This is a genomic window from uncultured Tateyamaria sp. (genome assembly GCF_947503385.1).
Lineage (GTDB): Bacteria > Pseudomonadota > Alphaproteobacteria > Rhodobacterales > Rhodobacteraceae > Tateyamaria.
Genome location: NZ_CANNDO010000001.1, coordinates 291,607 through 318,104 on the forward strand (window position 1 = coordinate 291,607; position 26,498 = coordinate 318,104).

General features: G+C 60.9%; 23 protein-coding genes and 1 tRNA gene. 11 read left to right on the forward strand and 13 right to left on the reverse strand.

The window, feature by feature from the left end:
- Positions 1-45: 45 nt before the first annotated feature.
- The 6 genes from Q1A85_RS01470 to msrA all read left to right on the forward strand — a co-directional run bounded on the left by Q1A85_RS01470 (position 46) and on the right by msrA (position 6,308).
- Positions 46-1,950: a nucleoside-diphosphate sugar epimerase/dehydratase gene (locus tag Q1A85_RS01470; RefSeq protein WP_299684313.1), complete on the forward strand. Its 1,905-nt coding sequence runs from the start codon at positions 46-48 to the stop codon at positions 1,948-1,950.
- A gap of 100 nt (positions 1,951-2,050) precedes the next feature.
- A complete protein-coding gene (locus Q1A85_RS01475; protein WP_299684315.1) occupies positions 2,051-4,216 on the forward strand; it encodes a YjbH domain-containing protein in 2,166 nt (721 codons plus the stop codon).
- A gap of 5 nt (positions 4,217-4,221) precedes the next feature.
- Positions 4,222-4,920 carry a YjbF family lipoprotein gene (locus Q1A85_RS01480; RefSeq protein ID WP_299684317.1) on the forward strand — a complete coding sequence of 233 codons (699 nt, stop codon included), beginning with the start codon at positions 4,222-4,224 and terminating at the stop codon, positions 4,918-4,920.
- A gap of 98 nt (positions 4,921-5,018) precedes the next feature.
- Entirely contained in the window at positions 5,019-5,216 is a 198-nt protein-coding gene (locus Q1A85_RS01485) for a hypothetical protein (protein WP_299684319.1), read from the forward strand.
- Positions 5,217-5,361: 145 nt separating this feature from the next.
- Positions 5,362-5,805, forward strand: coding sequence for a peptide-methionine (R)-S-oxide reductase MsrB (gene msrB / locus Q1A85_RS01490; protein ID WP_299684321.1), 444 nt, complete (start codon positions 5,362-5,364; stop codon positions 5,803-5,805).
- Complete coding sequence (gene msrA / locus Q1A85_RS01495; protein ID WP_299684323.1) at positions 5,802-6,308, forward strand: peptide-methionine (S)-S-oxide reductase MsrA; 507 nt, start codon at positions 5,802-5,804, stop codon at positions 6,306-6,308. The genes msrB and msrA overlap by 4 nt, the downstream gene beginning before the upstream one ends.
- Before the next feature lie 14 nt (positions 6,309-6,322).
- Here msrA and Q1A85_RS01500 read toward each other — a convergent pair whose 3' ends face one another.
- From Q1A85_RS01500 to Q1A85_RS01520, 5 genes are read right to left on the reverse strand one after another with little or no spacing between them, the layout of a single operon-like run.
- Positions 6,323-8,311, reverse strand: coding sequence for a hydantoinase/oxoprolinase family protein (locus Q1A85_RS01500; RefSeq protein ID WP_299684325.1), 1,989 nt, complete (start codon positions 8,309-8,311; stop codon positions 6,323-6,325).
- Entirely contained in the window at positions 8,308-9,327 is a 1,020-nt protein-coding gene (gene queG / locus Q1A85_RS01505) for a tRNA epoxyqueuosine(34) reductase QueG (protein ID WP_299684327.1), read from the reverse strand. Before queG ends, Q1A85_RS01500 begins: the two co-directional genes overlap by 4 nt.
- 46 nt (positions 9,328-9,373) lie before the next feature.
- Positions 9,374-10,039, reverse strand: coding sequence for a glutathione S-transferase family protein (locus tag Q1A85_RS01510; protein WP_299684329.1), 666 nt, complete (start codon positions 10,037-10,039; stop codon positions 9,374-9,376).
- 56 nt (positions 10,040-10,095) lie between these two features.
- Positions 10,096-10,824 (reverse strand): monofunctional biosynthetic peptidoglycan transglycosylase, encoded by a 729-nt coding sequence (gene mtgA, locus Q1A85_RS01515; protein ID WP_299684331.1) that lies wholly within the window; start codon positions 10,822-10,824, stop codon positions 10,096-10,098.
- A gap of 26 nt (positions 10,825-10,850) precedes the next feature.
- Positions 10,851-11,501, reverse strand: a complete 651-nt coding sequence (locus tag Q1A85_RS01520; RefSeq protein WP_299684333.1) for an SGNH/GDSL hydrolase family protein — start codon at positions 11,499-11,501, stop codon at positions 10,851-10,853.
- A 162-nt stretch (positions 11,502-11,663) separates the two neighbouring features.
- On the opposite strand from Q1A85_RS01520, the gene Q1A85_RS01525 reads away from it, so the two are divergent.
- A complete protein-coding gene (locus Q1A85_RS01525; RefSeq protein WP_299684335.1) occupies positions 11,664-11,900 on the forward strand; it encodes a hypothetical protein in 237 nt (78 codons plus the stop codon).
- Between the two features lie 7 nt (positions 11,901-11,907).
- Here the strand turns inward: Q1A85_RS01525 and gltB are convergent, their stop codons facing one another.
- From gltB to Q1A85_RS01545, 4 genes are all read right to left on the reverse strand, one after another.
- Positions 11,908-16,437, reverse strand: a complete 4,530-nt coding sequence (gene gltB / locus Q1A85_RS01530; RefSeq protein WP_299684337.1) for a glutamate synthase large subunit — start codon at positions 16,435-16,437, stop codon at positions 11,908-11,910.
- Positions 16,434-17,129 (reverse strand): hypothetical protein, encoded by a 696-nt coding sequence (locus Q1A85_RS01535; RefSeq protein ID WP_299684339.1) that lies wholly within the window; start codon positions 17,127-17,129, stop codon positions 16,434-16,436. The genes gltB and Q1A85_RS01535 overlap by 4 nt, the downstream gene beginning before the upstream one ends.
- Complete coding sequence (locus tag Q1A85_RS01540; RefSeq protein WP_299684341.1) at positions 17,126-17,566, reverse strand: GFA family protein; 441 nt, start codon at positions 17,564-17,566, stop codon at positions 17,126-17,128. The genes Q1A85_RS01535 and Q1A85_RS01540 overlap by 4 nt, the downstream gene beginning before the upstream one ends.
- 92 nt (positions 17,567-17,658) lie before the next feature.
- The gene (locus tag Q1A85_RS01545) at positions 17,659-19,095 is read right to left on the reverse strand and encodes an NAD(P)-dependent oxidoreductase (RefSeq protein WP_299684343.1); all 1,437 of its coding nucleotides are present in this window, start codon (positions 19,093-19,095) and stop codon (positions 17,659-17,661) included.
- Positions 19,096-19,317: 222 nt separating this feature from the next.
- On the opposite strand from Q1A85_RS01545, the gene Q1A85_RS01550 reads away from it, so the two are divergent.
- Positions 19,318-20,121: an undecaprenyl-diphosphate phosphatase gene (locus Q1A85_RS01550; protein WP_299684345.1), complete on the forward strand. Its 804-nt coding sequence runs from the start codon at positions 19,318-19,320 to the stop codon at positions 20,119-20,121.
- Here the strand turns inward: Q1A85_RS01550 and Q1A85_RS01555 are convergent.
- Positions 20,118-21,098 carry a complex I NDUFA9 subunit family protein gene (locus Q1A85_RS01555; protein ID WP_299684347.1) on the reverse strand — a complete coding sequence of 327 codons (981 nt, stop codon included), beginning with the start codon at positions 21,096-21,098 and terminating at the stop codon, positions 20,118-20,120. The genes Q1A85_RS01550 and Q1A85_RS01555 overlap by 4 nt on opposite strands.
- 202 nt (positions 21,099-21,300) lie before the next feature.
- On the opposite strand from Q1A85_RS01555, the gene Q1A85_RS01560 reads away from it, so the two are divergent.
- Positions 21,301-21,387 (forward strand) — tRNA-Leu (locus Q1A85_RS01560).
- Positions 21,388-21,410: 23 nt separating this feature from the next.
- Here the strand turns inward: Q1A85_RS01560 and Q1A85_RS01565 are convergent.
- The gene (locus Q1A85_RS01565; protein ID WP_299684349.1) at positions 21,411-22,787 is read right to left on the reverse strand and encodes a PLP-dependent aminotransferase family protein; all 1,377 of its coding nucleotides are present in this window, start codon (positions 22,785-22,787) and stop codon (positions 21,411-21,413) included.
- A gap of 145 nt (positions 22,788-22,932) precedes the next feature.
- Here Q1A85_RS01565 and Q1A85_RS01570 point away from each other — a divergent pair, with 145 nt between their 5' ends.
- Positions 22,933-23,304 (forward strand): DUF983 domain-containing protein, encoded by a 372-nt coding sequence (locus tag Q1A85_RS01570; protein ID WP_299684351.1) that lies wholly within the window; start codon positions 22,933-22,935, stop codon positions 23,302-23,304.
- Between the two features lie 95 nt (positions 23,305-23,399).
- Here Q1A85_RS01570 and Q1A85_RS01575 read toward each other — a convergent pair whose 3' ends face one another.
- Both Q1A85_RS01575 and Q1A85_RS01580 read right to left on the reverse strand, forming a co-directional pair.
- Positions 23,400-24,077 (reverse strand): sugar transferase, encoded by a 678-nt coding sequence (locus Q1A85_RS01575; RefSeq protein ID WP_299684353.1) that lies wholly within the window; start codon positions 24,075-24,077, stop codon positions 23,400-23,402.
- A 441-nt stretch (positions 24,078-24,518) separates the two neighbouring features.
- On the reverse strand, positions 24,519-25,883 hold the full coding sequence (locus Q1A85_RS01580; protein WP_366140546.1) for an efflux transporter outer membrane subunit: 1,365 nt from the start codon (positions 25,881-25,883) through the stop codon (positions 24,519-24,521).
- A gap of 225 nt (positions 25,884-26,108) precedes the next feature.
- Here Q1A85_RS01580 and Q1A85_RS01585 point away from each other — a divergent pair, with 225 nt between their 5' ends.
- Positions 26,109-26,381 carry a hypothetical protein gene (locus Q1A85_RS01585; RefSeq protein ID WP_299684357.1) on the forward strand — a complete coding sequence of 91 codons (273 nt, stop codon included), beginning with the start codon at positions 26,109-26,111 and terminating at the stop codon, positions 26,379-26,381.
- Positions 26,382-26,498: the final 117 nt, after the last annotated feature.

A 26,498-nucleotide genomic window follows, 5' to 3' on the forward strand; every position in this document is an offset into this window, starting at 1 on the left:
TAACGGTAACTGCACTGCGCCGTACGGGACCGGCGGGGGGACTGTATGTTAGAACTGCTGAAATCGATGTCGCGGCGCCAAAAACGAAATGTGTTTGTTGCACTCGATTGTTTGCTGGTGCCAATGTCGCTCTTGTTTGCCTTCAGCTTGCAAGCGCCGCTGGGCGGATCCATGGCACTGTTGCAGGCCTATCTGCCGGAACTGCCCTTTGTCATGGCCGCTGCTGCGGGCCTTTCGCTTTGGCTGGGTATCAGCACCACAACGCTGAACGATTATGAGGCCAGTTCAGTCGGGCAAACGGCCATTTTTGCCGGGCTGTTGACGCTTGTATCAGTGGTTCTGACATCGCTGATCAAACCGACCGTCCCGCTAAGTACGCAGATTGTGTTCGGCATCACTTACTTTGTCTTTTCGGCGCTCAGCCGTGCAATCCTGCTGCAAATCGTCCTCGCGGTGTATCGCAGCGGTGCGGACCGCTGTCGCGTTTTGATCTACGGCGCGGGCACCACGGGGATGCAACTGGTTTCTGCGCTCCGCAATCACGAGTTCATCGAACCCGTCGCCTTTGTCGACGACAATCAGGCCCTTCAGGGTCAGTTTGTCCTTCGACTGCCGGTGCACAGCCCCGTGCGCATCGCCGAGATCGTCGCAGAAAAGCAGATCCACCGGGTACTGCTCGCCATGCCGTCACAGTCCCAACCCAAGCAGGTGCAGATTGCCCGTCGTCTGGAAAAGATGGGCCTTGAGGTGCAGACCCTGCCATCCTTTTCACAGCTGATCGGCGAAGAAGAACTGTTGAACAAGCTGACGCCCGTCCATGTCAGCCGCTTTCTCAACCGTGACGAAGTCAGCACCGCGCCGGGATCGGATGCGGCGGCCTATTTCGGGCGCAACGTTCTGGTGTCGGGCGCAGGCGGGTCAATCGGGTCCGAACTGTGCCGTCAGGTGCTGGAATGCGGCCCCTCCAAGATCGTGCTCTACGAGCTGAGCGAACTGGCTCTTTATCAGGTGCATCAGGAAATCAAGCAAATGGCCGAGGGCAGCGGGATCGCCATTGTCCCCTTGCTGGGCTCGGTCACCGATCCGCGGCAGGTGCGCCGCGCCTTGCAGGAACACAAGGTTCAGGTTGTGCTGCACGCCGCCGCCTACAAACACGTACCCTTGGTCGAGGAAAACCCATTGGCCGGTCTTGCCAACAATGTGCTGGGCACCCACACGCTGGTGAGCGAAGCCGCCGCAGCGGGTATCGAACGGTTTGTGCTGATCTCTTCGGACAAGGCCGTGCGGCCCACCAACATCATGGGGGCGTCCAAACGGCTGGCTGAACTGGTCGTGCAGGACATCGCAATGCGCATCGCAAAACCCAACAAGCTGGTGTTTTCCATTGTGCGCTTTGGCAATGTTCTGGGATCGTCCGGGTCGGTGGTGCCGCTGTTTCAGGATCAGCTGCGCCGCGGCGGTCCGCTGACCGTGACGCATCCCGACGTGTCGCGCTTTTTTATGACAGTGCAGGAGGCGGTCCACCTGGTGTTGCGGGCCGGTGCAATGGCAACGGGCGGCGAGGTGTTCGTTCTGGACATGGGCAAGCCCGTACGCATTGAGCAACTGGCCCGGCAGGTTATCGAAAGCGCGGGCTACACGGTGCGTGACGCACAAAACCCGGACGGTGATATCGAGATCGAATTCACCGGCCTGCGCCCCGGCGAAAAGATGACCGAGGAGTTGACGTTGAGCGGCTCCTTGATCGGCACGGGACACCGCAAAATCTTCTTTACCGTCGAGGATGGGCTGAGCGAGATCGAAATCGCGTCGGTCCTGCGCGCCCTGCGCGCTGCACTGGCCGCCAGCGACGACGACGCTGCACGGGCTGTGGTGACACGCTGGGTGGATGGATATCGACGCCCCTCCGCAGATGCCGACCCCGCGGACCGTGCAAACCCTGTATCCTGAATGCCGCGCTCCGGCATGACGTCGCCAGAAACGCACGCGCGCCGTTGTGCGGTTTTGCAGGCCGTGGTCTAACGTGAGCCAAGACAAAGGGGACACACACGTGACGGACATTGCGCGCCACTGGAAATGGACAAAAGCTGTTGCCGCCGCGGCTGCGCTCATCACCGCCCCTGCGCTTTCTTACGCCGAAGATGCTGCCGCACCACCGTCACCCACATTGAACTTTTACGGCGTGCCCGGCCTGATCGATATGCCCAGCGGCGAGGCGCTGCCAGACGGAACACTGGCCTTTAGCGTCTCCAGCTTTGGGGGTCAGACCCGGACCAATGTCACGTTTCAATTCTCGCCCCGCATTTCCGGCTCGTTCCGTTACATCAGCTTGCAGGACTGGAACTCCGACGGGTTTGAGACCTACCGCGACCGCAGCTTTGACGCCCGGTTTCTGCTGGCGCGCGAAGGGCGCATTCGTCCCGCGATCTCGGTCGGGCTACAGGACCTCGCGGGCACCGGCATCTATGCGGCGGAATACGTGGTCGCGACCAAGAATTTTGACCAACCGCTCAGCCTGCCTGGCCGGATCAAGGTCACCGCTGGTCTTGGCTGGGGACGTCTGGGCCAATTGGGCGACATCGGCGCACCGTTCAGCGGCAGCCGGCCCGCTTTTGATCCCAACGACAACGGCGGATCGCCCTCGACCGATCAATGGTTCCGTGGACCGGCGGCACCCTTTGGCGGCATCGAATGGCAGGTGAATGACAAATTCGGGGTGAAACTGGAATACTCCAGCGACGCCTACGCGCCCGAAACATCCCGCGACGTTTTCGAACGCAGTTCACGCATTAACATCGGTGCCGAATATCAGGTCAGCCGGTTCCTGCGCGTCGGCGGCTACTACCTCTATGGAGAAGAGCTTGGGGTCAGCGCCCAGCTTGTGACCAATCCTAAGGCACCACCGCGCGCCTTTACGCTCGCCGGGCCACGCCCTGTGATCACACGCCCGGACCGCGCGGCGGCCCCCGAAGCCTATTCGACCGGATGGGCCCCCGCCAAAGGCAAGGTGACCGAACAGCTTGGCCCGGTGATTGAACCGCTCCTGCGCGAGGACGGCATCCGCCTCGAAAGCCTGACGCTGCTGTCAACCGCGCGGGTCGAGGCGCGTGTGTCCTCGCAACGCTATACCAACAATGCCATCGCAATTGGCCGGACCGCGCGCCTGCTGACCGCAACGATGCCCGCCACGGTGGACACGTTCGACATCATCCTGATGCAGGGCAGTATCCCGGTCACACGAGTGTCGCTCAGCCGCAGTGATCTGGAGCAGCTGGAGTTCCAGCCGGGTGCCGCTGATCTGCTTTTGGCGCGGACGGCACTGGACAGCGCACCCAGCGACACCGCCCCTGACACCTATGTCCCCGAGGGGCTGTACCCGCGGTTCAGCTGGGCAATCGGTCCCTTTGTCCGCCCCAGCTTCTTTGATGTGGAAGAGCCGGTGCGCGTGGATGCAGGCATCGCATTGACAGGCGAATTCCGGCCCGCGCCGGGCTGGCTGATTGCGGGCGAACTGCGTCACCGTCTGGTGGGCAACGTCGAAGACACGGCAACCTCGCCGTCGAAACTGCCCGCTGTGCGCACCAGTGCGCCGCTCTTTGCACAAGAGGGCGATACGACAATCGAAACCCTCTATGTGAACCGTCAGTGGAAAGCAGGCAAAAACACCTATGCCCGCCTGACAGCCGGTTATCTCGAACAGATGTTCGGCGGTGTGTCAGGCGAATTGCTCTGGCAACCCACCGACAGCCGACTGGCTCTTGGGGTTGAGGCGAACTACGCCCGCCAGCGCGACTTTGACCAGCAGTTCGGCTTTCAGGACTACGACATCTTTACCGGGCACGTGTCGGCCTATTACGACTTTGGCGGCGGCTATGTCGGGCAGGTAGATGTCGGGCGCTACCTCGCCGGGGACTACGGCGCGACCTTCTCAGTCGATCGCACGTTCAAGAACGGGTGGAGCGTTGGCGGCTTTTTTACGCTCACCGATGCCACCTCCGAAGAGTTCGGCGAAGGCTCCTTTGACAAGGGCATCCGCATCTCCATCCCGTTGCAATGGCTGACAGGGCAACCGACGACGCAATCGGCCACCTTCCCGATCCGGCCCATCCAACGGGACGGCGGGGCGCGCCTGTCGGTGCCGAACCGGCTCTATCCGCAACTGCGCGATGCGGACGCGCGCGCCCTGCGCGAAGATTGGGGCCGGGTATGGGAGTAAGGACGATGACAGCAAAAGCACGCTTTGCAGCAGCCTTTGTGCTGGCGGGCCTCATCTCGGGCTGCGCCGGTGGCACGGACGTCGTCAGTTCGCAGACCGGGCGCTATCTGACTGTTGTCGGATCGCTTCAGAACGGCCTGTTTCAGGACCCTCCCGAACTGCCCAATGTAACGCGCGCGCTGCTTGATGGGCTGACGGTTCCATCGCTTGAGGTCACCGTGCCAAAGCGGGACGGGCTGGCCTATCTGGTTCCATTGATAACCCGTCAGGATGCCACGCTTGGACAGCTTGATATCTGGCGTACGGGCGACGGGACGCAACTGACCCTGCGGTCTGGTGTTATCATCGCCTCGCGCGGACTGGGCGACGATGTCACGTCTACGGACCGACGCGGCTCCATCGCCTTTGTCAACGGTCGCGCAGCGGACAACTGGCCCCTGCGCCTCGATATTCAAACCTCTGCCGAAGGGGTGGTGCGCCACGACTTTACCTGCACCGGTCAAAGCATGGGGCGCCAGACCCTCGAGATCGTCGAGCGCACATTTCCAGTCGAATTGCTGAGCGAAACCTGCGTCGGAGACAACGGTGTGCGCATCGAAAATCAGTACTATGTCGACACACGTGATGGACATGTTTGGCAGACAAACCAGTGGATTGGTGAAAATATTGGCTATATGGCCACACGTGTCCTGAAAAAGAAGTAACCGAATCTGCACCGTTCTTGCGAATAAAGCCACACGGTGCTAGTTGTTTCCCAACGTCAAAGAGCACTTCTACGCTCAAATCTCGAGAGAACGCAGATATGAAAAAGTTTTTTGCAGCTTCCGCACTCGCCCTGTCCGTCGCCGGCCTGGGCGTTACATCCGCATCGGCTCAGGGTGAGCTGGTTGCAGGTTCCATCATCTCCACGCAAGTGATCGCTGGCATCATCGTTGCCACTGTGGTCGTTGCGGTTGCGGACGACGGTTCCGTCACAACAACAAACGTCGTCGTCGAGTAATCGACACACCGCGACGCGGTACAAAGGCTGGGCGCAGGCAGCGCCCGGCCTTTTTGCGTTTGTACGTATTTCAGTGGCCGACCTTCCCGCCAGCACCTGCGCACCTATATGATGCTCTACAGCCGAAGAACTGCGAGGGGGCAACATGACGACATATTTCAAAAACCCGGACGTGATTGCGACCCTGTCGCCCGAAGAATTCCGCGTCACCCAGCAAAGCGGCACGGAACGTCCCGGCACAGGCAAACTGCTCGCCAACAAAGAGCCGGGCATTTACGTCGATATCGTATCTGGCGAGCCGTTGTTCGCCTCGTCCGACAAATATGAATCGGGGTGCGGCTGGCCGTCCTTTACCAAACCCATCGACAACGTGACCGAACATCACGACACCACCCACGGCATGATCCGCACCGAAGTGCGGTCTAAACACGGCGACAGCCATCTGGGCCACGTATTCCCGGACGGCCCACGCGACCGCGGGGGGCTACGCTATTGCATCAACTCGGCCTCGCTCCGCTTCGTCCACCGCGACGACATGGAAGCCGAAGGCTACGGCAAATACTTGGATCAAGTGGAGGATGTGGCATGAGCCATGAACGCGCAGTGCTTGCAGGCGGATGCTTTTGGGGAATGCAGGACCTGATCCGCAAACGCCCCGGCGTGATCAACACCCGCGTCGGCTACACGGGGGGCGACGTACCCAATGCGACCTACCGCAATCACGGCACGCACGCGGAAGGGATCGAGATCATCTATGATCCCACGCAGATCACCTATCGGGACCTGTTGGAGTTTTTCTTTCAAATCCACGACCCCACCACACTGAACCGGCAGGGCAATGATCGCGGGCTGAGCTACCGGTCAGCCATTTACTACGTGGACGACAGGCAAAAGCAGGTGGCACTGGACACCATCGCGGATGTCGAAGCATCGGGCATCTGGCCGGGCAAAGTCGTGACCGAGGTCGAACCCGTGGGTGATTTTTGGGAAGCCGAGCCTGAGCATCAGGATTACCTCGAACGCATTCCAAACGGCTACACCTGCCACTTCCCACGCCCAAACTGGGTACTGCCCAAACGCGCGGCGGAATAACCGTACCCCTTGGGTCAGCCCGCGACTCGCGGGCGGCCCGACACCTCGATCGTCAGCACCGCCTCGACAAACACCTCCCGCGCCTCTGCTTGTGCTGTTCGGATGTCACGGTGCACCCGCATTTCGACATCTTCGGCCCCGGCGGAGCGCGCGTCCGTATTGGCCTCGTCCTCCAGCACCAACTGCAACCGCTCCAATGCGGCGTCCTGATCCGAAAAATCTTCCAGACCACCCGGCAGATGCACGCGGAACTGCCCTTCGCCGGGCGACGTGATCGTCCCGCTTTTGCGCACCGTGACCCGACCGACCACAGCGCCGATCGCGTTCGCTACGCCGCCGTCCTCCGGCAGCTCCATCGACGTGCGCAACACCGCGCCCACTGCTGGATAGTAGGTCCGCGCCGATGCGCCGAGGCCGACCACCGGCACGGCCAGCCCTGTCTCGACCCGCACCGCACCACCCGGCCGCGCCAGACCCCGCTGCATCAACACATGTTCTGCCAGATCAGACGGCAACCCGTCCTCCGCCAGCCCAGCCTGCAACAGAACCACTGCCGTTTGCCGCGTCAGTTGATCCACAACCATCTGCGCCATGCGCTCCGGGTCAGGGGACAACAGGTCACCGGCCCCCGTCCGACGACGCCCGAACAGGTGACAGGCCAATTCCGCCGCGCGCGCGTCCCATGTATCCAGCGCTCCCAACACATGGGCCGCATCCGACGGCGTCAGCGCGGACAGTTGCACGACACCGCGTGACACCAACCGGCGCAGCGCGCCAATTTCCACACGAGCGCGCAACACATCGCCCAACGGGTGCACCGCATCCCCAATCCGATCCAGCAACGCGGCCTCGCGCGGCCCCAACCCTTCTCGTCGCGCACCGGGCACCGCGCGCACGAACCGGCCATCCATCTCTCCCGGCAGCGTGCTGCGCGCCTGCGCCTCCAGTGCGGGCAACACCACATCCGGGGCCTCGTGCGCCAGCAGCGACACCGGCACCACGCGGCGCGGTCCCAGTGTGACACCCCCTGTCAGCCCCTCGGCCACGAAATGCACCTCGCTGTCACCACCCAGACCTGTCGTGCGCATCGCCACCGCCTCGACCATGGTGCGGTGCTGACCCACTTGCGCGCCCATCGGGTCAATCGCAGGCCGCCCATCACGCAGCATGGCCACATCTGTTGTCGTTCCGCCGATATCACTGACCAGCGCGTGCGTCGCCCCGGTCAGCCAACGCGCCCCCACGATAGAGGCCGCAGGCCCGCTCAGGATCGTCTCGATTGGCCGCGCGCGCGCCTGTGCCGCAGACATCAGCGCCCCGTCCCCTCGCACCACCATCAGAGGCGCGGAAATGCCCAGCGTTGCCAGAACATCCTGCGCCCGCCCGATCAGCGTATCGATCATCCCGATCAGACGTGCGTTCAGCAGGGCCGTCACCGCACGCTTTGGCCCCCCCAGCTTGGACGACAACTGATGTGAGGCCGAGATCGGCGCGCCTGTGATTTCGCGCACCAACTGTGCCACCCGCTGCTCATGGGCCGGGTTCCGCGTCGCAAATTGTGCCGCCACGGCAAAGCCACTCACTGCCCCCCGCTGCGCCTCCAAAAACGACAGCAGCGCCGCCTCGTCCAACACCGCGGCGGCGCTCCCGTCATGCCGGTGCCCCCCGGCCAACACACAGACCGGATCATCACCCAGCGCCTCGGCCAGACCGGGCGTATCCGCAGGTACCGTGTCAAAACCTACATAGATCAACGCCCCACGCCCGCCTTGCCCTTCGACCAACGCGTTCGTCGCCAATGTCGTGGACAGGGATGCAAGGCCAATCTCCTCCGCCGCCACACCTGACGACGCCAGCACCGCCCGCACAGCCGCGCCCACGCCGATGGCCAGATCTCCCCGTGTGGTCAGCGCCTTGGCCCGCGCGATCACGGCCTCTTCGCCACGCATCAGAACTGCGTCCGTATAGGTTCCGCCCGTGTCCACACCCAACAAGATGCTCATGTCAGCCTCGATACTGCCCACCGCGCGGCGTCTGCCACCGCCGGGTCCTTATCATCCAGCAAGGCCTGCGCTGCCTCGACCAAATGCGACATGCCGGAGTTGCCGATGGCGTAAAGGACATTGCGCACGAACCGGTCCCGCCCGATCCGCTTGATGGGTGAGCCGGAGAACCGCGCGCGGAACGCCGCATCATCGAGTGTCGCCAACTCGGCCAAAGGCGGCGCGCCGACAGCACCGAGATACCGCATGTCGCTGGCTGCGACCGCAAACTTGTTCCACGGGCACACCGCCAGACAATCGTCGCAGCCATAAATCCGATTGCCCAGCAACGGGCGCAGTTCTTGGTCCACCGGCCCTTTGTGCTCAATCGTCAGGTAGGAAATGCACCGCCGCGCATCCAACTGATACGGGGCCGGAAACGCATCTGTTGGGCACACGTCCAGACAGGCCCGACACGATCCGCAATGATCGACTTCCGCCGCATCCGGCGCAAGCTCCAGCGTGGTGAACACAGACCCCAGAAACGCCCAATTGCCCCAATCCCGACTGACCAGATTTGTGTGTTTGCCCTGCCAGCCCAACCCGGCGGCCTGCCCCAGCGGCTTTTCCGGCACAGGGGCCGTGTCGACGAACACCTTGATCTCACCGCCTGCGGCATCAATCAACCAGCGGCCCAACCGCTTCAAACGCTTCTTGACGATGTCGTGGTAATCCCGGCCTTGCGCATAAACCGACACCGCGCCCAGTTCGGGCCGCTCCAGAACGGCCAAGGGATCGTGCTCTGGCGTATAACTCTCCGCCAGCATCAGCACAGACCGCGCCTCGGGCCACAAAGCCGCCGGGTTGCTCCGCCACGGCATCCGCTCTGCCATCCAACCCATCTGTCCGTGGTGACCCGCCGCCACGAAATCCGCCAAACGCTGCGCCACTTGCGGAACCGCATCCGGTCGACACACGCGCGCGGAGGCAAACCCCTCTTCCAGAGCGCGCGCAATGACCTGCTCTTTCAGGCCCATGTCTTCTTCTCTTTAAAAATACTCAAAATGGATCCGACCTCCCCGGTCAGAAATCCAGATCGTTATAGTGCCGCGGCGGTGGAAACCCCGGCACCTGATCAGCGAGAATGGACCGGAACGCGGGCCGCGACTTGATCTTGGCGTACCAGTCTTTGACCACCTCGCTCCGGTTCCAGTCAACATCCGAAATATAGTCCAACGCCGACAGATGCGCCGCCGCTGCAAAATCGGCCAAGGTCATCACATCTCCGGCCAGCCACCGGCGATGATCCAAAAGCCATGTCATGTAGTCGAGGTGATATTTGATCGCCTTCGCCCCATCTTTGACGTTCCGGCTGTCAGGAAACCCCTTGCCCATCACCTTTTTGTTCACCCGCTCATAAAGCAGCTTCGACGTAACCTCGTTGTGGAACTTGTCATCGAACCAGCCCACCAGCCGCCGCACCTCCAGCCGCTGACCCGCGTCCTTGGGCAACAGAGGCGGTTCGGGCCGCGTTTCTTCGATATATTCGCAGATCGCCGCACTCTCGCTCATCGTCAGCCCATCGAGCTTGAGCACTGGCACCTTGGCCGCCGGGTTGCGCCGCAGGAAGTCAGGGTCCGCCTCCCAGTACCGCTCCTCGACCAGTTCCACCTCCACCTTCTTTTCGGCAAGGCTCAGCCGCACTTTGCGGCAAAACGGGGATAGGGGGACGTGGAACAGGCGCGCCATCAGAAATCCAAGGTCAGCAATGGGTCAGGCATCCATGCACGCGCACGCACGAATTTTCAACTCTCGAAACACGCGGCCCGCCCGTCTGCGCGGATCGTGGCGGCCCCGTCGCGGATCGCTCCGGTCCGTTTGCGCACGAAATTCGACGGGCGGCTGGCCGACCGGCCCTTGGGATTGGGCAGCACAGCCGCGAGCCGTGCGGCCTGCGTCGGGCTCAACGCTTCGGGGCCAACACCAAAATAATGGCGCGACGCCGCCTCAACCCCGAACACCCCTTCATCGAACTCGGCCACGTTCAGATACACCTCGAGGATGCGCCGCTTGGACCAGATCGCCTCGACCAGCGGGGTCATACCCGCTTCCAGCGCTTTGCGCAGCCACGACCGCCCGTGCCAGAGATAGACGTTCTTGACGACCTGCTGACTGATGGTGGACGCGCCACGGCTGCCGCCGTCCTCAATCGCAGTGCGGATCGCCTCCAAATCGAGGCCCCAATGCAGGCAAAAATTGGCGTCCTCCGCCGCGACGGCAGACCGGGCCATCACTGGCGCGATCTCCTCCATTGGCACCCATTCCTGATCCACGCCGCCCAGACGACGGGATTCCTGCCACATGTACCAAGTGGTGGGCGGGTTCACGACCGACCACAGCAACACAGCCACAACCGCAACAAGGAACGCGGCACTGAACCCGCGCAGTGCCCAAAGCAGCAGCCAGCGAACCGGACGAAATCGCCGCTTCGTCTTTGCCTTGGGTTTTGTCTTTGCCTTGCGTGCCTTAGCCATGGCCTAGCTATAGGCAATGGGCTGGCTCAGGGCGAGATACGATTTGCCAGATAGAGACCGACCCGCTGCGCCCCCTCTGGCGACGGATGGATGCCATCCACCGCAAACAGCGCACGATTGTCCGGGTCCAGCGCATCTTCGGAATCGACAAATGTCAGCCCCGGCGTTGCCGCCGCCAACCGGGCAATTCGCGCGTCGTACTCCACCAGATACGGGCGGCAACCCGCAAACTGACCCGACCGCGCGCTGGCATAATAGCCCATCCACAGCACCTGCGCCCCGTCGCGCAGCACCTGAGCGATAAAGCGCGGCACCTCGCCGTCCAGCTCTGCATCAATCAAACCGTCCACGACAGGACCACATGCGCCACAACTACAGTCGTTCAGCAGGTCGTTTGCTCCGCCGTTCATCAGCACCAAATCCCATGGCCCGCGCCGATACTGCGACCGCACATCGAACCCCAGCGCACGGCCCAGACCGGAGGCGTTGGAAAACCGCGCACCCGCCACCGCGTCATTTTCGACCTCGGCGCCCAACACCTGCCCCATCACTGACGGGATGTCGCGCCCCGTCCACTTTTGCCAAGCAAGCAGGCTGTCCCCCACCGCAAGAATGCGCTGCGGCTCGGCCTGCGCCGCACCGGTCATCAACAGAAAGCCAAGCAAAATCCATCGCATGACACTCAATCTAGGGGCCTTGCCCTCGGCAACAACTCGTTCACCAGAGTCGACGAAAACTCTAATCAATATCAAAACGTTAAACGCTTACGGAAAATGCCTGATTCGCAGTAAACTCTATGTCAGCCGAAGCCATATGCCCTGATTTCGGAGAGCGGAGACATGATTGAAGGAATACCGCAAACACCACCCGGCAGCATCGCGCCCGAATACCGCGTGCTCAGCGCCGCAGATGCCAAACTGGTCTGGATCCTGAAATGGTCCGGCAATGCCGACCACGTGATCGCGCACAAGCTGGGCACCATGCCCAGCCGTGTCAGCGACATTCTGGCCGAAAACACCCACGTGGGCAGCCGCGATCAGGCGACCAAGATGGTCGCCCAGCGCGAAGAACCCTGAGGCCCGCTTATTCTGCGGGAATGGCCCCTTCCTCAAGCGTCAGAGGTGCGGGCAAATGGATCAACATTTCTGTGGGACACACCTGCAAGAAGTGACGCTGTTCAACGTCCCAATGTTGCAGGATATCGGCGGCCTTGCGACTGCCGGTTTCCGTCAAATGCCGCTCGATCAGTGTCTTGAGCTGATCCTGCCAGTGCGGCACGGTCACCGGGCACGTCACCAAGGTTTCCATGTTCATCAGCGGCTCGGCCTGCCCCTCGGGATCATACAGATACGCCATCCCGCCGGTCATCCCCGCGCCGAAATTCGCACCAATGCCCCCCAGGATCACGGCGACACCGCCGGTCATGTATTCACAGCCATTGGACCCGCAGCCCTCGACCACGACCTGCGCACCCGAGTTGCGCACCGCAAACCGTTCACCCGCGCGGCCCGCCGCAAACAAGAAGCCGTCGGTCGCCCCGTAAAGGACGGTATTGCCGATGATCACATTGTCCGACGCAACGAGCGGTGATGCCATCGGCGGACGCACGACAATGGTGCCGCCTGACAGACCCTTGCCCACATAGTCATTGGCATCGCCAGACACTTCCAGTTTGAGCCCAGGTGCCGCAAACGCGCCCAAGGACTGCCCGGCAGAGCCGGTCAGTTTGACCGTCAGGTGGTCAGGCTGGAGCGTATTGCGCATCCCGAACTTGCGTACGATATGGCTGGAGGTCCGCGTGCCCACAGTCCGGTGCGTGTTCTGCACTGCGTAACTCAACTGCATCTTTTCGCCGTCCTCAAGGAACCGCGCCGCGTCGCGCACAATTTGCGCGTCCAGCGTGTCGGGCACTGCGTTGCGGTCGCGATCGCGGTTGTAGACGATGTCTGCGGCCCCATCGACGGTGATCAGCATCGGGTTCAGGTCGAGATCATCCAGATGCGCAGACCCGCGCGACACCTGCGCCAGTAGGTCCGCCCGTCCAATTACGTCATCAAGGCTCCGCGCCCCGATAGAAGCCAACAGCTCTCGGACTTCCTGCGCGTAGAAAGTGATCAGGTTCACCACCTTGTCCGCGTTGCCGGTGAATTTGGCCCGCAGCGCTTCGTCCTGCGTACACACGCCCACGGGGCACGTGTTGGACTGGCACTGCCGCACCATGATACAGCCCATCGCGATCAGCGCCGCAGTGCCGATGCCGTATTCCTCGGCCCCCAGCATCGCCGCCATCACGATATCACGCCCGGTGCGCAGGCCCCCGTCGGTCCGCAAGGTCACACGGTCGCGCAGGTTGTTCATGCTCAGCACCTGATGCGCTTCGGTCAGGCCCATCTCCCACGGCAATCCCGCGTATTTGATCGACGTAGCAGGCGACGCGCCTGTGCCGCCGTTATGGCCCGAGATTAGGATCACATCTGCCTTCGCCTTGGCCACACCGGCGGCGATGGTGCCGACACCGCTGGACGCCACCAGCTTGACCGTCACCTTGCAGCGCGGGTTGATCTGTTTGAGGTCGTAGATCAGCTGCGCCAGGTCTTCGATCGAGTAGATGTCATGGTGCGGCGGGGGCGAGATCAGCGTAACGCCCTTGGTCGAGTGCCGCAGCCGTGCGATCAGGTCAGTGACCTTCATACCGGGCAACTGCCCGCCTTCGCCGGGCTTGGCACCCTGCGCCACCTTGATCTCCAGCTCTTCACACTGGTTCAGATACTCCGCCGTCACGCCGAAACGCCCGGACGCCACCTGCTTGATCTTGGCCGACGGATTGTCGCCATTGGGCTCGGGGTGGAAATGCGCCGGATCTTCACCACCTTCGCCACTGTCCGACTTTGCGCCAATCCGGTTCATCGCCACGTTCAGCGTCTTGTGCGCCTCGGGGCTCAGTGCGCCCAGCGACATACCGGGCGTTACAAACCGCTTGCGGATCGAAGTGATGCTCTCCACCTCTTCAATCGGCACAGGCTTGCCCAGCGGCTTGATGTCCATGAGGTCGCGCAGATGGATCGGCGGGCCGCTCCGCATTTTGGCGGAATACTGCTTCCACAGTTCGAACGACGCCTTGTTGCAAGCCATCTGCATCATGTGCATCGAGGTCGCTTCCCATGCGTGGGTCTCACCCGATTGGCGCGCCTTGTAGAAGCCGCCGATGGGCAGGACATCAGCGCCTTGCCAACCCTGTGCGTGGACCTCTTCGGCCTTGGACTGGATGCCTGTCACGCCAATCCCAGAGATGCGAGACAACATCCCGGGGAAGTATTCGGCACACATGGCGCGGGACAGGCCCACCGCCTCAAAATTCAGGCCACCGCGATAGGACGACACAACGGAAATCCCCATCTTGGCCATGATCTTGAGAAGGCCCGCATCAATCGCTTTGCGGTAGCGCGCAACCGCCTCGGTCAATGTGCCGTCCAACAGGCCCCGGTCGATCCGGTCGGCCAGCGAGTCTTCGGCCAGATAAGCATTCACAACCGTCGCACCACAACCGATCAGCACGGCAAAGTAGTGCGGATCAATACATTCCGCCGACCGCACGTTCAGCGAACAGAAGGTGCGCAAGCCGTTGCGCGTCAGATGACTGTGCACAGCGGATGTGGCAAGGATCATGGGCATCGCAACGCGATCCGGCCCGGAATGTTGATCCGTCAGCACTATGTGCCCCGCGCCCGACCGTACGGCATCCTCGGCCTCGGCCCGGATACGCGCCAGACCATCGCTGAGCGCGCCGGTACCGGGTTCAAAGGAACAATCGATCTCGATCAGGTCCGCGTTGAAATGGGTCGCGATCTCGTCCCACTGCGCATTGCCGACAAAGGGGCTGTCGAGTGTGATGATCTCGGTCTGTGCGCTCGACTCGTCCAGCACGTTCTTGAGGTTGCCGAACCGTGTCTTGAGGCTCATCACGCGGTATTCGCGCAGACTGTCAATTGGCGGGTTCGTCACTTGGCTGAAATTCTGGCGGAAGAAATGCGACAGCGGACGATACCGCTTGGACAGCACGGCCGAGGGCGTGTCATCGCCCATGGAGGCAATCGCCTCTTTCCCGTCCTCGGCCATGGGGGCGAGGATATTCTCAAGCTCTTCGATGGTGTAGCCTGCCGCAATCTGACGCCGTTTCAGATCATCACCGGAAAACAGGACCTTTTCCGTCACGCCCGCTATCGCAGGTTCCAGATCCTTGATCTTGCCGACCCAGTCGCCAAAGGGCTGGTTGGCGGCCAGTTGATCCTTGATCTCGGTGTCGTGATACAGCTTGCCCTCCGCCATATCGATGGCCAGCAACTGACCAGGGCCCAATGCGCCCTTTTCAATGATCCCCGCTTCGTTCAGCGGCACCATGCCGGTCTCGGACCCGGCGATAACCATACCGTCCTCGGTCACGACATAGCGCATCGGACGCAGACCGTTCCGGTCCAGCCCCGCGCAGACCCAACGCCCGTCCGTCATGGCCAAGGCGGCTGGACCGTCCCACGGTTCCATCACCGAATTGCAGTAGGAATACATGTCGCGCCACGCCTGCGGCAGCTCAACCGCCTGCTTGGACCACGATTCCGGCACCAGCATCGTCTTGGCCATGGGCGCGTTACGGCCCGCCCGCACCAGCACCTCGAACACTGCGTCGAGTGCCGCCGAGTCCGAAGACCCGTTGGCAACGATGGGCTTAATGTCCTCGGCCATGTCGCCAAACGTGCCCGATGCCATGCGGATTTCGTGGGACTTCATCCAGTTCAGGTTGCCTTTGAGCGTGTTGATCTCGCCATTGTGCGCCAGCATTCGGAACGGCTGCGCCAGCCACCATTGTGGAAATGTGTTGGTGGAATAGCGCTGGTGATAGATCGCAAAAGCGCTCTCGAACCGCTCATCCAGCAGGTCGGGATAAAACTCCGCCACCTGTTCGGCCAGCATCATGCCCTTGTAGATGATCGACCGGCAGGACAGCGACGCAATATAGAGCTGCGGCACCTGCGCAGCGGCGGCAGCCTTTTCGATGCGGCGGCGGATCACGTACAGCTCCCGTTCGAACGTTTCTTCGTCCACGCCTTTGGCATTGGAAATCAGGATCTGTTCGATCTCGGGCCGGGTTGCATTGGCCTTTTCGCCCAAAACAGAGACGTCGACCGGAACGTGCCGCCAGCCGTAGATGTAGTAGCCCATACGCAGAACTTCGGTTTCCACGATGGTCCGACAAGTTTCCTGCGCGCCAAAATCATTGCGTGGCAGGAACACCTGCCCCACCGCGATCAGCCGGTCCCGATCCGGTGTGTGGCCCGTCCGTTCAATCTGATCGTAAAAGAACGGCACCGGAATCTGCACATGGATGCCCGCGCCATCGCCGGTCTTGCCATCTGCATCCACAGCGCCGCGGTGCCAAATCGCCTTTAGGGCCTTGATCCCGTTTTCCACCACCGCGCGACTGGCGGTGCCGTCGACATTCACCACCAGACCCACGCCACAATTCGCGCGCTCGTGTTCATGCGCATACAGACCCTGTTCGGCCAGACGTGTGCGTTTTGTTTCCTCGGCCTTGACCCAAGTGGCATCAAATTTGGTCATTGGTCGGCTCCTTCGTGGCTGGGGGTGAAACGTGCCAGCGACGCTTCACACTCGTATAGCGGTGTCTTGGAAAAGAACCCCGGTTCGCCGGGAAAAATGAAATCAACGGGGTCATTCGCCCATTCGGTGACAGCCCCGTCCGCGCTGGTGTGCCGGTAGCTGCCCGACAGAAACCGACCCAGCGCAGGCGACACGTATTCGTTGCCCGTGATCGTCGTCGTTCCGCTTGTCGTGCTCTCGTAGCGCGCCGAAAAGGCCGTGCGCAGCAGGGCCTCGCCGTCAATCACGACCTCTTCGCCGGTCAATTGATCAAAGCCCACAACGCGGGTCACCTCGCCACCCGGACCGCGCATATTAAAATCGAATGCGTCGGTCCCGGTTTCAAGCAACTCGGACAGGCTGGCCGGATCGGCGGCGGGCAGTTCGATCACCTCGCGCCGGGTCGGGAACAGATCAATGCTTTCCATCCATTGGGTTTCGGCATCAATGCGCCCGATGAATTTTGGCCCATCTTCGTGAAACGACACGCGCCAACTGTCGCCCGGAGTATCAGCGGTACAGACATAGATATTGTCCAACTCGCAACCGCGCGATTGCACCGTTACAACACCCTCACACCCGACAGGCGGGATGAACCGGTCACTGGCGGTGGCTGGCGCAGCCAGCAGAAATAAAACGGCTGCACGGATCATGGGGCTGCGTCCAGATCGGGGTTGAGAGCAATCACATCGTCCCGTGTCATGCGCTTTTGACCCCGGTCCACGATTTCAAATCCGTCAGGCGCATGATCCACGTAAATCTCGTGGCTCAACTCAAAACCGTTTGGATCATCGAACAGCCCCAAGGGCAGGTCGGTCGCGCCGAACCACTTGCCCGGCTTCGTCTGACGGAAATAGAGACCCGTGCCGCATTCCCGGCACCACGCGCGTTCGGCCCAATCGCTGCCTGCGCGCACTGCAATATTCTCGGAACCGTCCCAAGTTATGTTCTCGGTCTTAACGCTGACCTCGACCAGCGCGGCCCCGGTCCACCGGCGGCACATTGGACAATGGCAGATGCCAAAGGTGCCGGGCACGTCGCGCGCAACAAAGCGCACGGCACCGCACAAGCATCCTCCGGTCTTTTCCATTGTCGTTCTCCCTGCTTTGTCAGCGATGCTGACATAAGTGATGTCAAATGTGTCTCGCGCTGTGCACGTGGATGGTCGGCCCGGTGACGTGGTTATTCGGCGGCGATGGCCGTGGCACTGAACTGTTGCAGGATCGCGTCGGCGCAGTCGCGCCCGTCCCGGATCGCCCAGACGACAAGGCTTGCGCCGCGCACGATGTCACCCACCGCATAGACGCCGACCATAGCCGTCTTGCCGGTTGTGAACTCGGCCTTGACCGTGCCCCACCGTGTCACCTCCAGCTCGGGCTGGTTCCACAGCGTTGGCAACTCTTCGGGCTCAAAGCCCAGCGCCTTGATCACCAGATCCGCCTCTTCGACGTAGTCGGCACCTTCGATCAACTCGGGTGCCTGACGGCCTGTAGCGTCGGGTTGGCCCAGACGCATCTGCTGCACCATCACGCCGGCGACTTTGTCGCCGTCGGTGGTGAACCCTTTGGGTGCGCGCAACCAGTCGAATACCACGCCTTCTTCCTCGGCGTTCTGCACCTCGCGCTGCGAGCCGGGCATGTTGGCCCGGTCCCGGCGGTACAGGCATTTCACGCTGGTCGCGCCCTGCCGGATCGACGTGCGCACACAATCCATCGCCGTGTCGCCACCACCGATGACCACCACGCGTTTACCGTTCGCATTCAGCGACCCGTCCTCAAACGCGGGCACCGCGTCGCCAAAGCTCTTGCGGTTGCTTACGGTCAGGAAATCAATCGCCTTGACCACACCGTTGGCTTCGGCGTTAGGCATTGAAAGATCACGGCTTTTGTAAACACCCGTCGCAATGATAACCGCATCATGCGCCTTGCGAATATCCTCGAACGAGATGTCGTCGCCCACGTTGCAATTCAGCTTGAAGGTCACACCGCCCTGTTCCAACTGTGCGTTGCGGCGCATCACAACGTCCTTCTCCAGCTTGAAGCCGGGAATACCATAGGTCAGCAATCCGCCCGAACGGTCATAGCGGTCATAGACGGTGACCTGCACGCCCGCGCGGCGCAGCACGTCCGCTGCGGCCAGCCCACCGGGCCCCGCGCCGATGATGCCCACGCTTTCGCTGCGTTCCTGTGCCGGAGCGATCGGTTTGACCCAGCCTTCTTCCCATGCGGTGTCGGTGATGTATTTCTCGACCGATCCGATGGTGACGGTGCCGTGGCCCGACTGTTCGATCACGCAATTGCCTTCGCACAGGCGGTCCTGGGGACAGATGCGGCCACAAATCTCGGGAAAGGTGTTGGTTGCCTGAGACACCTCATAGGCCTCTTGCAAACGACCTTCGGCAGTCAGCTTCAACCAGTCGGGGATATTGTTGTGCAACGGGCAATGCGACTGGCAATAGGGCACACCGCATTGCGAACAACGTGACGCCTGCTCTTTTGCTTTGGCATCCGCGTATTCGGCGTAAATCTCATGGAAATCCTCGCGACGTGTTTCCGCATCACGCTTTTCGGGCATGACTCGGGGGATGTTCACGAATTTCAGCATCGGTTGCTCGGCCATGGATCACTCCAGCGGGTAAACGGTCAGGTCCGCGCGGCATAAAGGATTCAAGACAGGATGAAAAGGCAGTATTACTGACCTAATAATGTGTTTTGTCACAAGATCAGGTGCAAAGCTGCATAAACGGCATAAGATTTAAGGCCGGTTCGGCCTCATATCTGGCGTTTGCGTTCAGAATCAGCGGCTTGTATGCAGAGTGTAGCACATAAGGGCGCGCGGCACATGACTCTGTTTCAACTCCTGATAGTAGCGCTGATTCAGGGCGTGACCGAATTCCTGCCCATTTCTTCCTCTGGCCACCTTATCTTGTTGCCCGCGCTCACCGGCACCCCAGATCAAGGGCTCGCCATCGACGTGGCGGTGCATGTGGGCACTCTTTTGGCCGTTGTCCTGTATTTCTGGCGGGATGTGCGTATCGCCGCTGGAGGCACGCTCCGCCTCGCCCGTGGAAAGGTCGACACCCAAGGCGCGTTCCTTGCCCTTTGCCTGATCATCGCGACGATCCCGGCGGTCATCGTGGGCTTTGCCATCAAACTCACCGGCCTTGATGAGGCCATGCGCTCTGCCGCTGTCATTGGCTGGACCATGCTGATCTTTGGCATTGTGCTTTACTGGGCGGACATGACGGGCGGCACCAAGCGCACCGCCGACCACTGGACGCTGCGCGACGCGGCTACGATGGGTCTTGCGCAATGCCTCGCCTTGATCCCCGGTACGTCACGCTCAGGCATCACAATCACCGCCGCCCGCAAACTGGGCTATGCGCGCGAGGATGCCGCCAAACTTGCGATGCTGATGTCGATTCCGGTGATCCTCGCCTCTGGCACGATCCTCAGTCTCGATGTGGTGGGACAGGCAAACTGGGCACTGATGCGCGACGCCAGCATTGCCGCCGCTTTTGCATTTCTGGCCGCATTGGGCGCTCTGGTGCTGATGATGCGCCTGCTGCGCAGCATCAGTTTTACGCCATATGTGATCTACCGTGTGATCCTTGGGATCGGCCTGCTGATCTGGGCCTATACTTAGGCGCGCAGGTTCTTTGCGCTTTCCTTGATTGCGTCATACTGACCCGACGGGCGAAAGCGATACAGATACTCTGGCAACACCGCGTCCATCGCTGTCGGTTCGATCCCCAGTTCGGCAAAGCCCTTGGCACCATCGGCCACCACATTGTCCACGGCCAGATTGCGCACCTGATCCCGCGTGATTTGCGCCGGAAACAGACCCAGCGTCAGCCGGTTGGCCAGCTCGAACCCAAAGCCCATGATGTTCGCCATCCAGAACGGGATATTCACAATCAGGCGGCGGCGCCGGATCACTTGCAGCATCGTCTCCATCAGCGACCGGAACGTGCGCACGTCCGGCCCGCCCAATTCATAGACACCGCTGGATACGGTCCCGGTCAGGGCCGTCACTGCGGCTTGCGCAACGTCGTCTACATAGACGGGCTGGAACCGCGTCTCCGCACCCACCACCGGCAGGATCGGACCCAGCCGCGACATGCTCGCAAACCGGTTAAAGAATTGATCCTCAGTGCCAAAAATAATCGACGGTCGCAGGATCACGGCATTTGGCATGTGCTCCTGCACTGCCGCCTCGCCCAGCGCCTTGGTGCGCGCATATGCGCTGTCGCTGTCCGCGTCTGCCCCGATGGCCGAAATCTGCACCATCTGAGTGATGCCGTGCGCCGCTGCAATACGCGCCACGCGCGCGGCACCTTCGGCCTGCACGGCCTCGAACGTGTTTTTGCCCTGCCGTGCAAGAATGCCGACGCAGTTCACCACCGCATCTGCACCCTGCATCACCGATGCAACGGATGCATCGTCACGGATGTTACAGAGCACCGGCTCAACCTGACCGACAACGCCGTACGGTTTGACAAAGATCGCCTCGTTCGGCCGCCGCACCGCCACGCGCACGCGCCAACCCGCCTTGGCCATGCGCCGGGCGATATAACGCCCCACAAATCCGGACCCGCCGTAGATCGTGACCAGCTTGGACATGTTAGCTCCTTCGCGCGCAGTATCGCCCTTGGTCTAAAGGGCCGAACTGCACCGCACAAGACGCCATTTTGGCGCGGACCCGCTCCCGTCTCTGTCCCAAGAAAATCCCCGCCGGAGGCTCCCACAGATGTGACCCACACAGGCCAGAGGAATCGGATTGACACCCATGTCCACTGCGCTTAAACGCCCCCTACCAACCCGTGCCCAGATGGCGGAATTGGTAGACGCGCTAGCTTCAGGTGCTAGTGTCCGTATGGACGTGGAGGTTCGAGTCCTCTTCTGGGCACCATTTCTCCCTTACCGCAGCACGTATCATCCAGACCAATTGCCCCCGGCAAGTGTATCGGTCAGGGCAACCAATCCAGCTTCGATCACGCTGCGCGATGCCGGGCCGCCCAGACACACGCGCACAGATTCGGACGGGTCCCCACCAACCGTAAATGCGTCGCTGGGCATAATGCCAAGGGGTTGCCGCGCCATCCCGGACAATAGTTCGGCCCGGCTCAGGCCTTCCGGTAATGGTAGCCATATGTTGTATGCCATAGGATCGGCGGCAAATCTGTAGCCTTCAAGAATCCGCGCCGCCATGCGCTGGCGGTGCTGCGCCTCTTGCCGGACAAATGATTGAAGCGCTGCCGCAGTACCATCCTCCATCCATGTGCTGAGCAAAGCGAGGCTGACCGTGTTGGTCATCACATGTGTTGCGCGCATGGACTGTACGAAGCGCCGCACATTCACTGCGTCAGGCACCTGGACATAGGCCAGCCGCAGCCCGGCACCAAAAACCTTGGAGATGCCCGCGATATGCCACGCCAGATGCGGGATATGGGTCGCAAAGGGCTGTGGGGTCCCCTGTGCAATGAACCGATACGCGTCATCTTCGATCAATGGAACACCGTGTCGCTCCAACAGGCTGGCGATCTGCCCGCGCCGCGTTTCAGGAACGGTGTGTGTGGTGGGGTTGCGCAAGGTCGGGTTGAGGTACAGCACCGCTTGCGGGTACGTTTTCAGCGCGCGGTGCAGCGCGTCCGGCGTGATGCCGTCGCGGTCCTCCTCCAGACCGATCAGCGGCAGGCCAAGCTCGGCACATATGGCGCGGATGCCGGGATAGGTGACCTGTTCCGACAGAACAACGGTGTCCGGCTGCCGCAACACCATCAGCGCGCCTTGGATCGCCGCGTGGGCACCGGCGGTGATGGCCAATCGATCCGGCGCACAATCGACGCCGTTTGACACCATCCACTGCGCCGCAATCTCGCGATCCTTTACACTGCCGGTTGGCGTTTGGTAGCGCAGCAGATGCACGATATTCGCGGACACGTGCTCCAGCCCCGCCTGCATCCGGGCGATCAGTTTTGGGCCCGTCGGCTCTGGCGGCATGTTCATCCGCGGGTCTTCTTCAAGCGCGCGCCTCGGATCGTGAGGCGCTGTGCCGCTTTTGGGATCTTTGACGAATGTACCGCGCCCCACATGCGCGTCGACCAGATCACGTCGGGCGGCTTCGGCATAGGCCCGGGAAATAGTGGACACATCCAAGGCGACACGCTGTGCAACTTGCCGTTGCGGCGGCAGACGGTCACCGGGCTTGAGCCGCCCGGAGGCGATGTCGGCCCCAATCGCGTCGGCAATCGCTACGTAATGCGGGCGATCCGTGCCGGAAAATTCCGGGGTCCAGTCTGCGATGGTCATGGGTGTTCCCTTGGGCGTTGATGCATAGGGCATGACAATAGCAATGCAGACAAAATGACGCAAATGCAATCATTGACTCAGATTGTATGCAATCAATATATCCCAAGCTGATAGATCCACACGACCCGGATAAGGAAGCAAGCCAATGTCAGAGATTGCTACACCGGACCGCGCCCTGAGACCTGCCATCGGCAGGGGCTTGCGGTTAAAATGTCCGAACTGCGGACAGGGTCCGCTGCTGCACGCCTATCTCAAGGTGAACACACGGTGCGCATCCTGCGGCGAGGATTTTACCCCTCAGCGCGCGGACGATGGACCAGCCTACCTCACGATCCTGTTGGTCGGGCATGTCATGGGGTTCGTTCTGCATTTTGTGTATGTGAACTTCCGCCCGGAGCCATTGACGTTTGCCTTGATCCTGTCGTCTGTCGCGGTCGCGGCAACGCTATTCCTGTTGCCACGGATGAAAGGGCTGGTCGTCGCCTATCAATGGGCCAAGCGGATGCACGGGTTTTGACGCATAGGTTTCACCAGGTACGCCAAGAACACAGTTGAAACGAAAAACGCCCGCGCAACAGCGCGGGCGTTTTCGTGTTTGCCTGACGGTATGGGTCAGCAGCCAGTCTTGCTCAGCACTGCGTCAGCCGTCTTGGCCAGAATGCGCAGGTCCGTGCCGAGAGACACGCTGTTATAGTAGGTACTGTCCATGCTCACGCGTTCACCATAGGTGACCTCGTTCCGCCCGGATACTTGCCAAAGGCCCGTTACGCCGGGCCGCATGGCGAGGTAAACACCCTGCTGGGTGCCGTACCGTTCAAGCTCAGATTCTGTCACAGGGCGTGGCCCAACAAGGCTCATCTCACCCTTCAACACATTAAAAATCTGAGGCAGCTCATCGAGGCTGGATTTGCGAAGAAAGTTACCGATCCGCGTCACACGCGGGTCATTGCGCAGCTTGCGGTCCCGATCCCATTCTGCGCGCGCATTTGGGTCACTCTCAAGCAGCGCGTCGAGGCGCTCCTGCGCATCCGTCACCATGGTGCGGACCTTCCAACATTTGAACGAACGACCGTTCCGGCCAACGCGGCTGTGACCAAAAAAGCCAGGGCCACCATCGGACCGCACGACAATGTAAAGAACAGCAATAATAGGAAGAAGGATCGGCAACAAAATGACCGACAGAATGACGTCAAAGAGACGCTTGAAAACAGAGGGATATAAAGGCGCCGCAGAGTCACGCCCGATACGTAGGCCGGCAGTATCTGCCGCCGTAGATACACGGTTGTTCATTTTGACTCCCCAGTCAAAAGAGTGCTTGGCAGCGAAACCAAACGACTAAAATAGTGTTAATATTACGTGCCTTACGTCTGCTCAACGCGACACTTGTGCAGATTATGAGTAGGTTCTACAGCATCACAGCATTCCAGAGAAGGCTAACAAACCGTTTCTTTTCCCCGTAGCGAAAACAATGCGAGCGCACCGTTTCCACCACGGAAACCGGAAAAATTTTAGCCGATTTTACAGTGGTTTACGCCGCAGTGCGGCGAAAGATAAGCCGCTCAAATTTTAAGCGATTGCGTCAAAGACACATTTTCAATCGCTTTTGAAAAGCTGAAATTTTAACTCTTTGCTCGCAAAACGTGCACCATCGCTGCCGTTTTGGCCAAAGTGATTCTTTTCGTTGGCATGGTTTGAGCGGAAATCTGCCAAGTCACGCCTTGGCGGATCGTATCATTCTGCAGTGCGCTGAAGGACGACATCGCGCCCTTGGCCAATTGCGATATTCAATTGCGCCCATGTCGCTGCATAGTCACGCCGCGCACCAGCCAGCGTCAATGATGTGTCCCGCAGGTCTTCTTCTGCCCCCAGAACCTCGATCAGGGTAATGGCGTTCAGGCTGAAAGCCTCTTGCGACAGGCTCACCGCGTCGCGGTATGTTGACTGTGCACGCTGCAAGGCCGCTGACTGTTCTTGCAGGCTTTGGGTTTGCGCCAGGCTCACCTGCACTTCCTCGACCGCTTCGAGGACGGTTTGACGATAGTTCGCCTCTGCCTCCTCCGCGCGTGCGCGACCGGCAGCAATCCGGGCACGACGCGCCGGGAGGTCGAACAGAGGTGCAACAAGGGAAGGACCAAAAGAGATCGTGTTGTTCGTACTGACGCCGATCGTACCGCCCAGAGACAGGGAGGGATAAAGCTGCGCCTCAAGCACGCCGATTTCTGCCGTGGCGGCCACCAAACGCGCTTCGCTGGCGCGCACGTCCGGACGATTGCGCAACAGCGCGGCAGGGACGTCAGGATTCAAGTGGGCCGTTGGAACCGGCTGCCCGCCGCCGCGGGCAAGAATTTCCAGTACGGATTCGGCTGGCTCCACGCTGAGCGTCGCCAGCGCAAAAGCTGTCGCTTTGAAGTCGCCTTCGAGCGCCGGCAGACGTGCCTGTTCCAGCCGCAATTCGGCCTGCGCACGGCGCAACTGCACTTGCGTGGAATCCCCAACCAAACCACGCTCCCGCAAAATCGAAACCAATCGGCTCCGATTGCGCACGGCAGCCTTGCGGATGCGCATGGACGCCTGCAGAAAGCGTGCGTTCAGATAGATTTGTGTTGCTTCAGCCTGCAAGGCAAGTCGCAGCGCCGCTTCTTCCTGCACCGCTGCTTCGAGCAGGGCTTCGGCCTGTTCTTGTTGACGGCGCCGCTGACCAAACAGGTCAAAGAGATACGTCGCGGAAACCTGAGATTGCGCGCTGCTGTTTGAATCGCGTTCAACACTGCGCACCGTTGCAGACCCGGATAGGTTGCCCGACAGCTGGCTGCGCGGGTTCACGGTTCCGATGATGGCACGCGCCTCGGCAATGCGGGCGAGGGCTGCGTCAATTTGAATGTTTCGGGCCAAAGTCTTTTCGACAAAAGACGTCAATACGGGATCGTGCAGACGCTCCCACCACGGGTCTTCGGCTGCGAAACTCAATGCACCTTTTGTGGATGCTGCGAATTGCGCATCCAGCGGAATAGCGGGTCGCTGGTATTGCGGACCAACCACGCTGCAAGACGCAAGAGTCATACCGACCGCTACGTACAATCCGTGCCGAAGTAACATAATTCTGCTCAAACCTGCTCGGGCAATTTTTTGCCTTGATTAATTGTTAACACAATGTTCGGTTTTCCGAAGTATCCGTGCGTATGGCGGACGTGTTTTGTCTTTTGGCTTACTTTTTTGCAACAGGTTGCACCTAGACAACATACCCGCTTAACGTGCACAAATACTCCATACGGGACCGAAAGTTCTCATGACTGGTAATTTGACATATTCAGGAGAAGAGCAGTGGCGCTGACCGATATGACGGCAACGGCGGCTGGAAAAACGCTCCATCCTGATCAGATCCGTATGGAAGATCAGGTCAGACGACAGACCGGTCGCCACTACAATGCACTGGCGGCGGTCATGGCAGCTGTGCCAGTGGCTGCCATTCTGTCCATCGCGGGTGTCATTCGGTTCGATCTACATTGGGCATGGGGCGTTCCCCTGTACGGTCTGTGCGGCGCTGTTGTGGTCGGCATCATTGTTTCAGTGGTTGACTACAAGCACACACATTAGCGCGACGGCCCCTTACCCGAGTTATGTCAGGCGGACGTTGAAACCGCCGCCCAATCCATTACCCTGATGAGCGAAGGCACAACCCCGTGCGGGATGACCCCCGCCGAGGATGCCGCG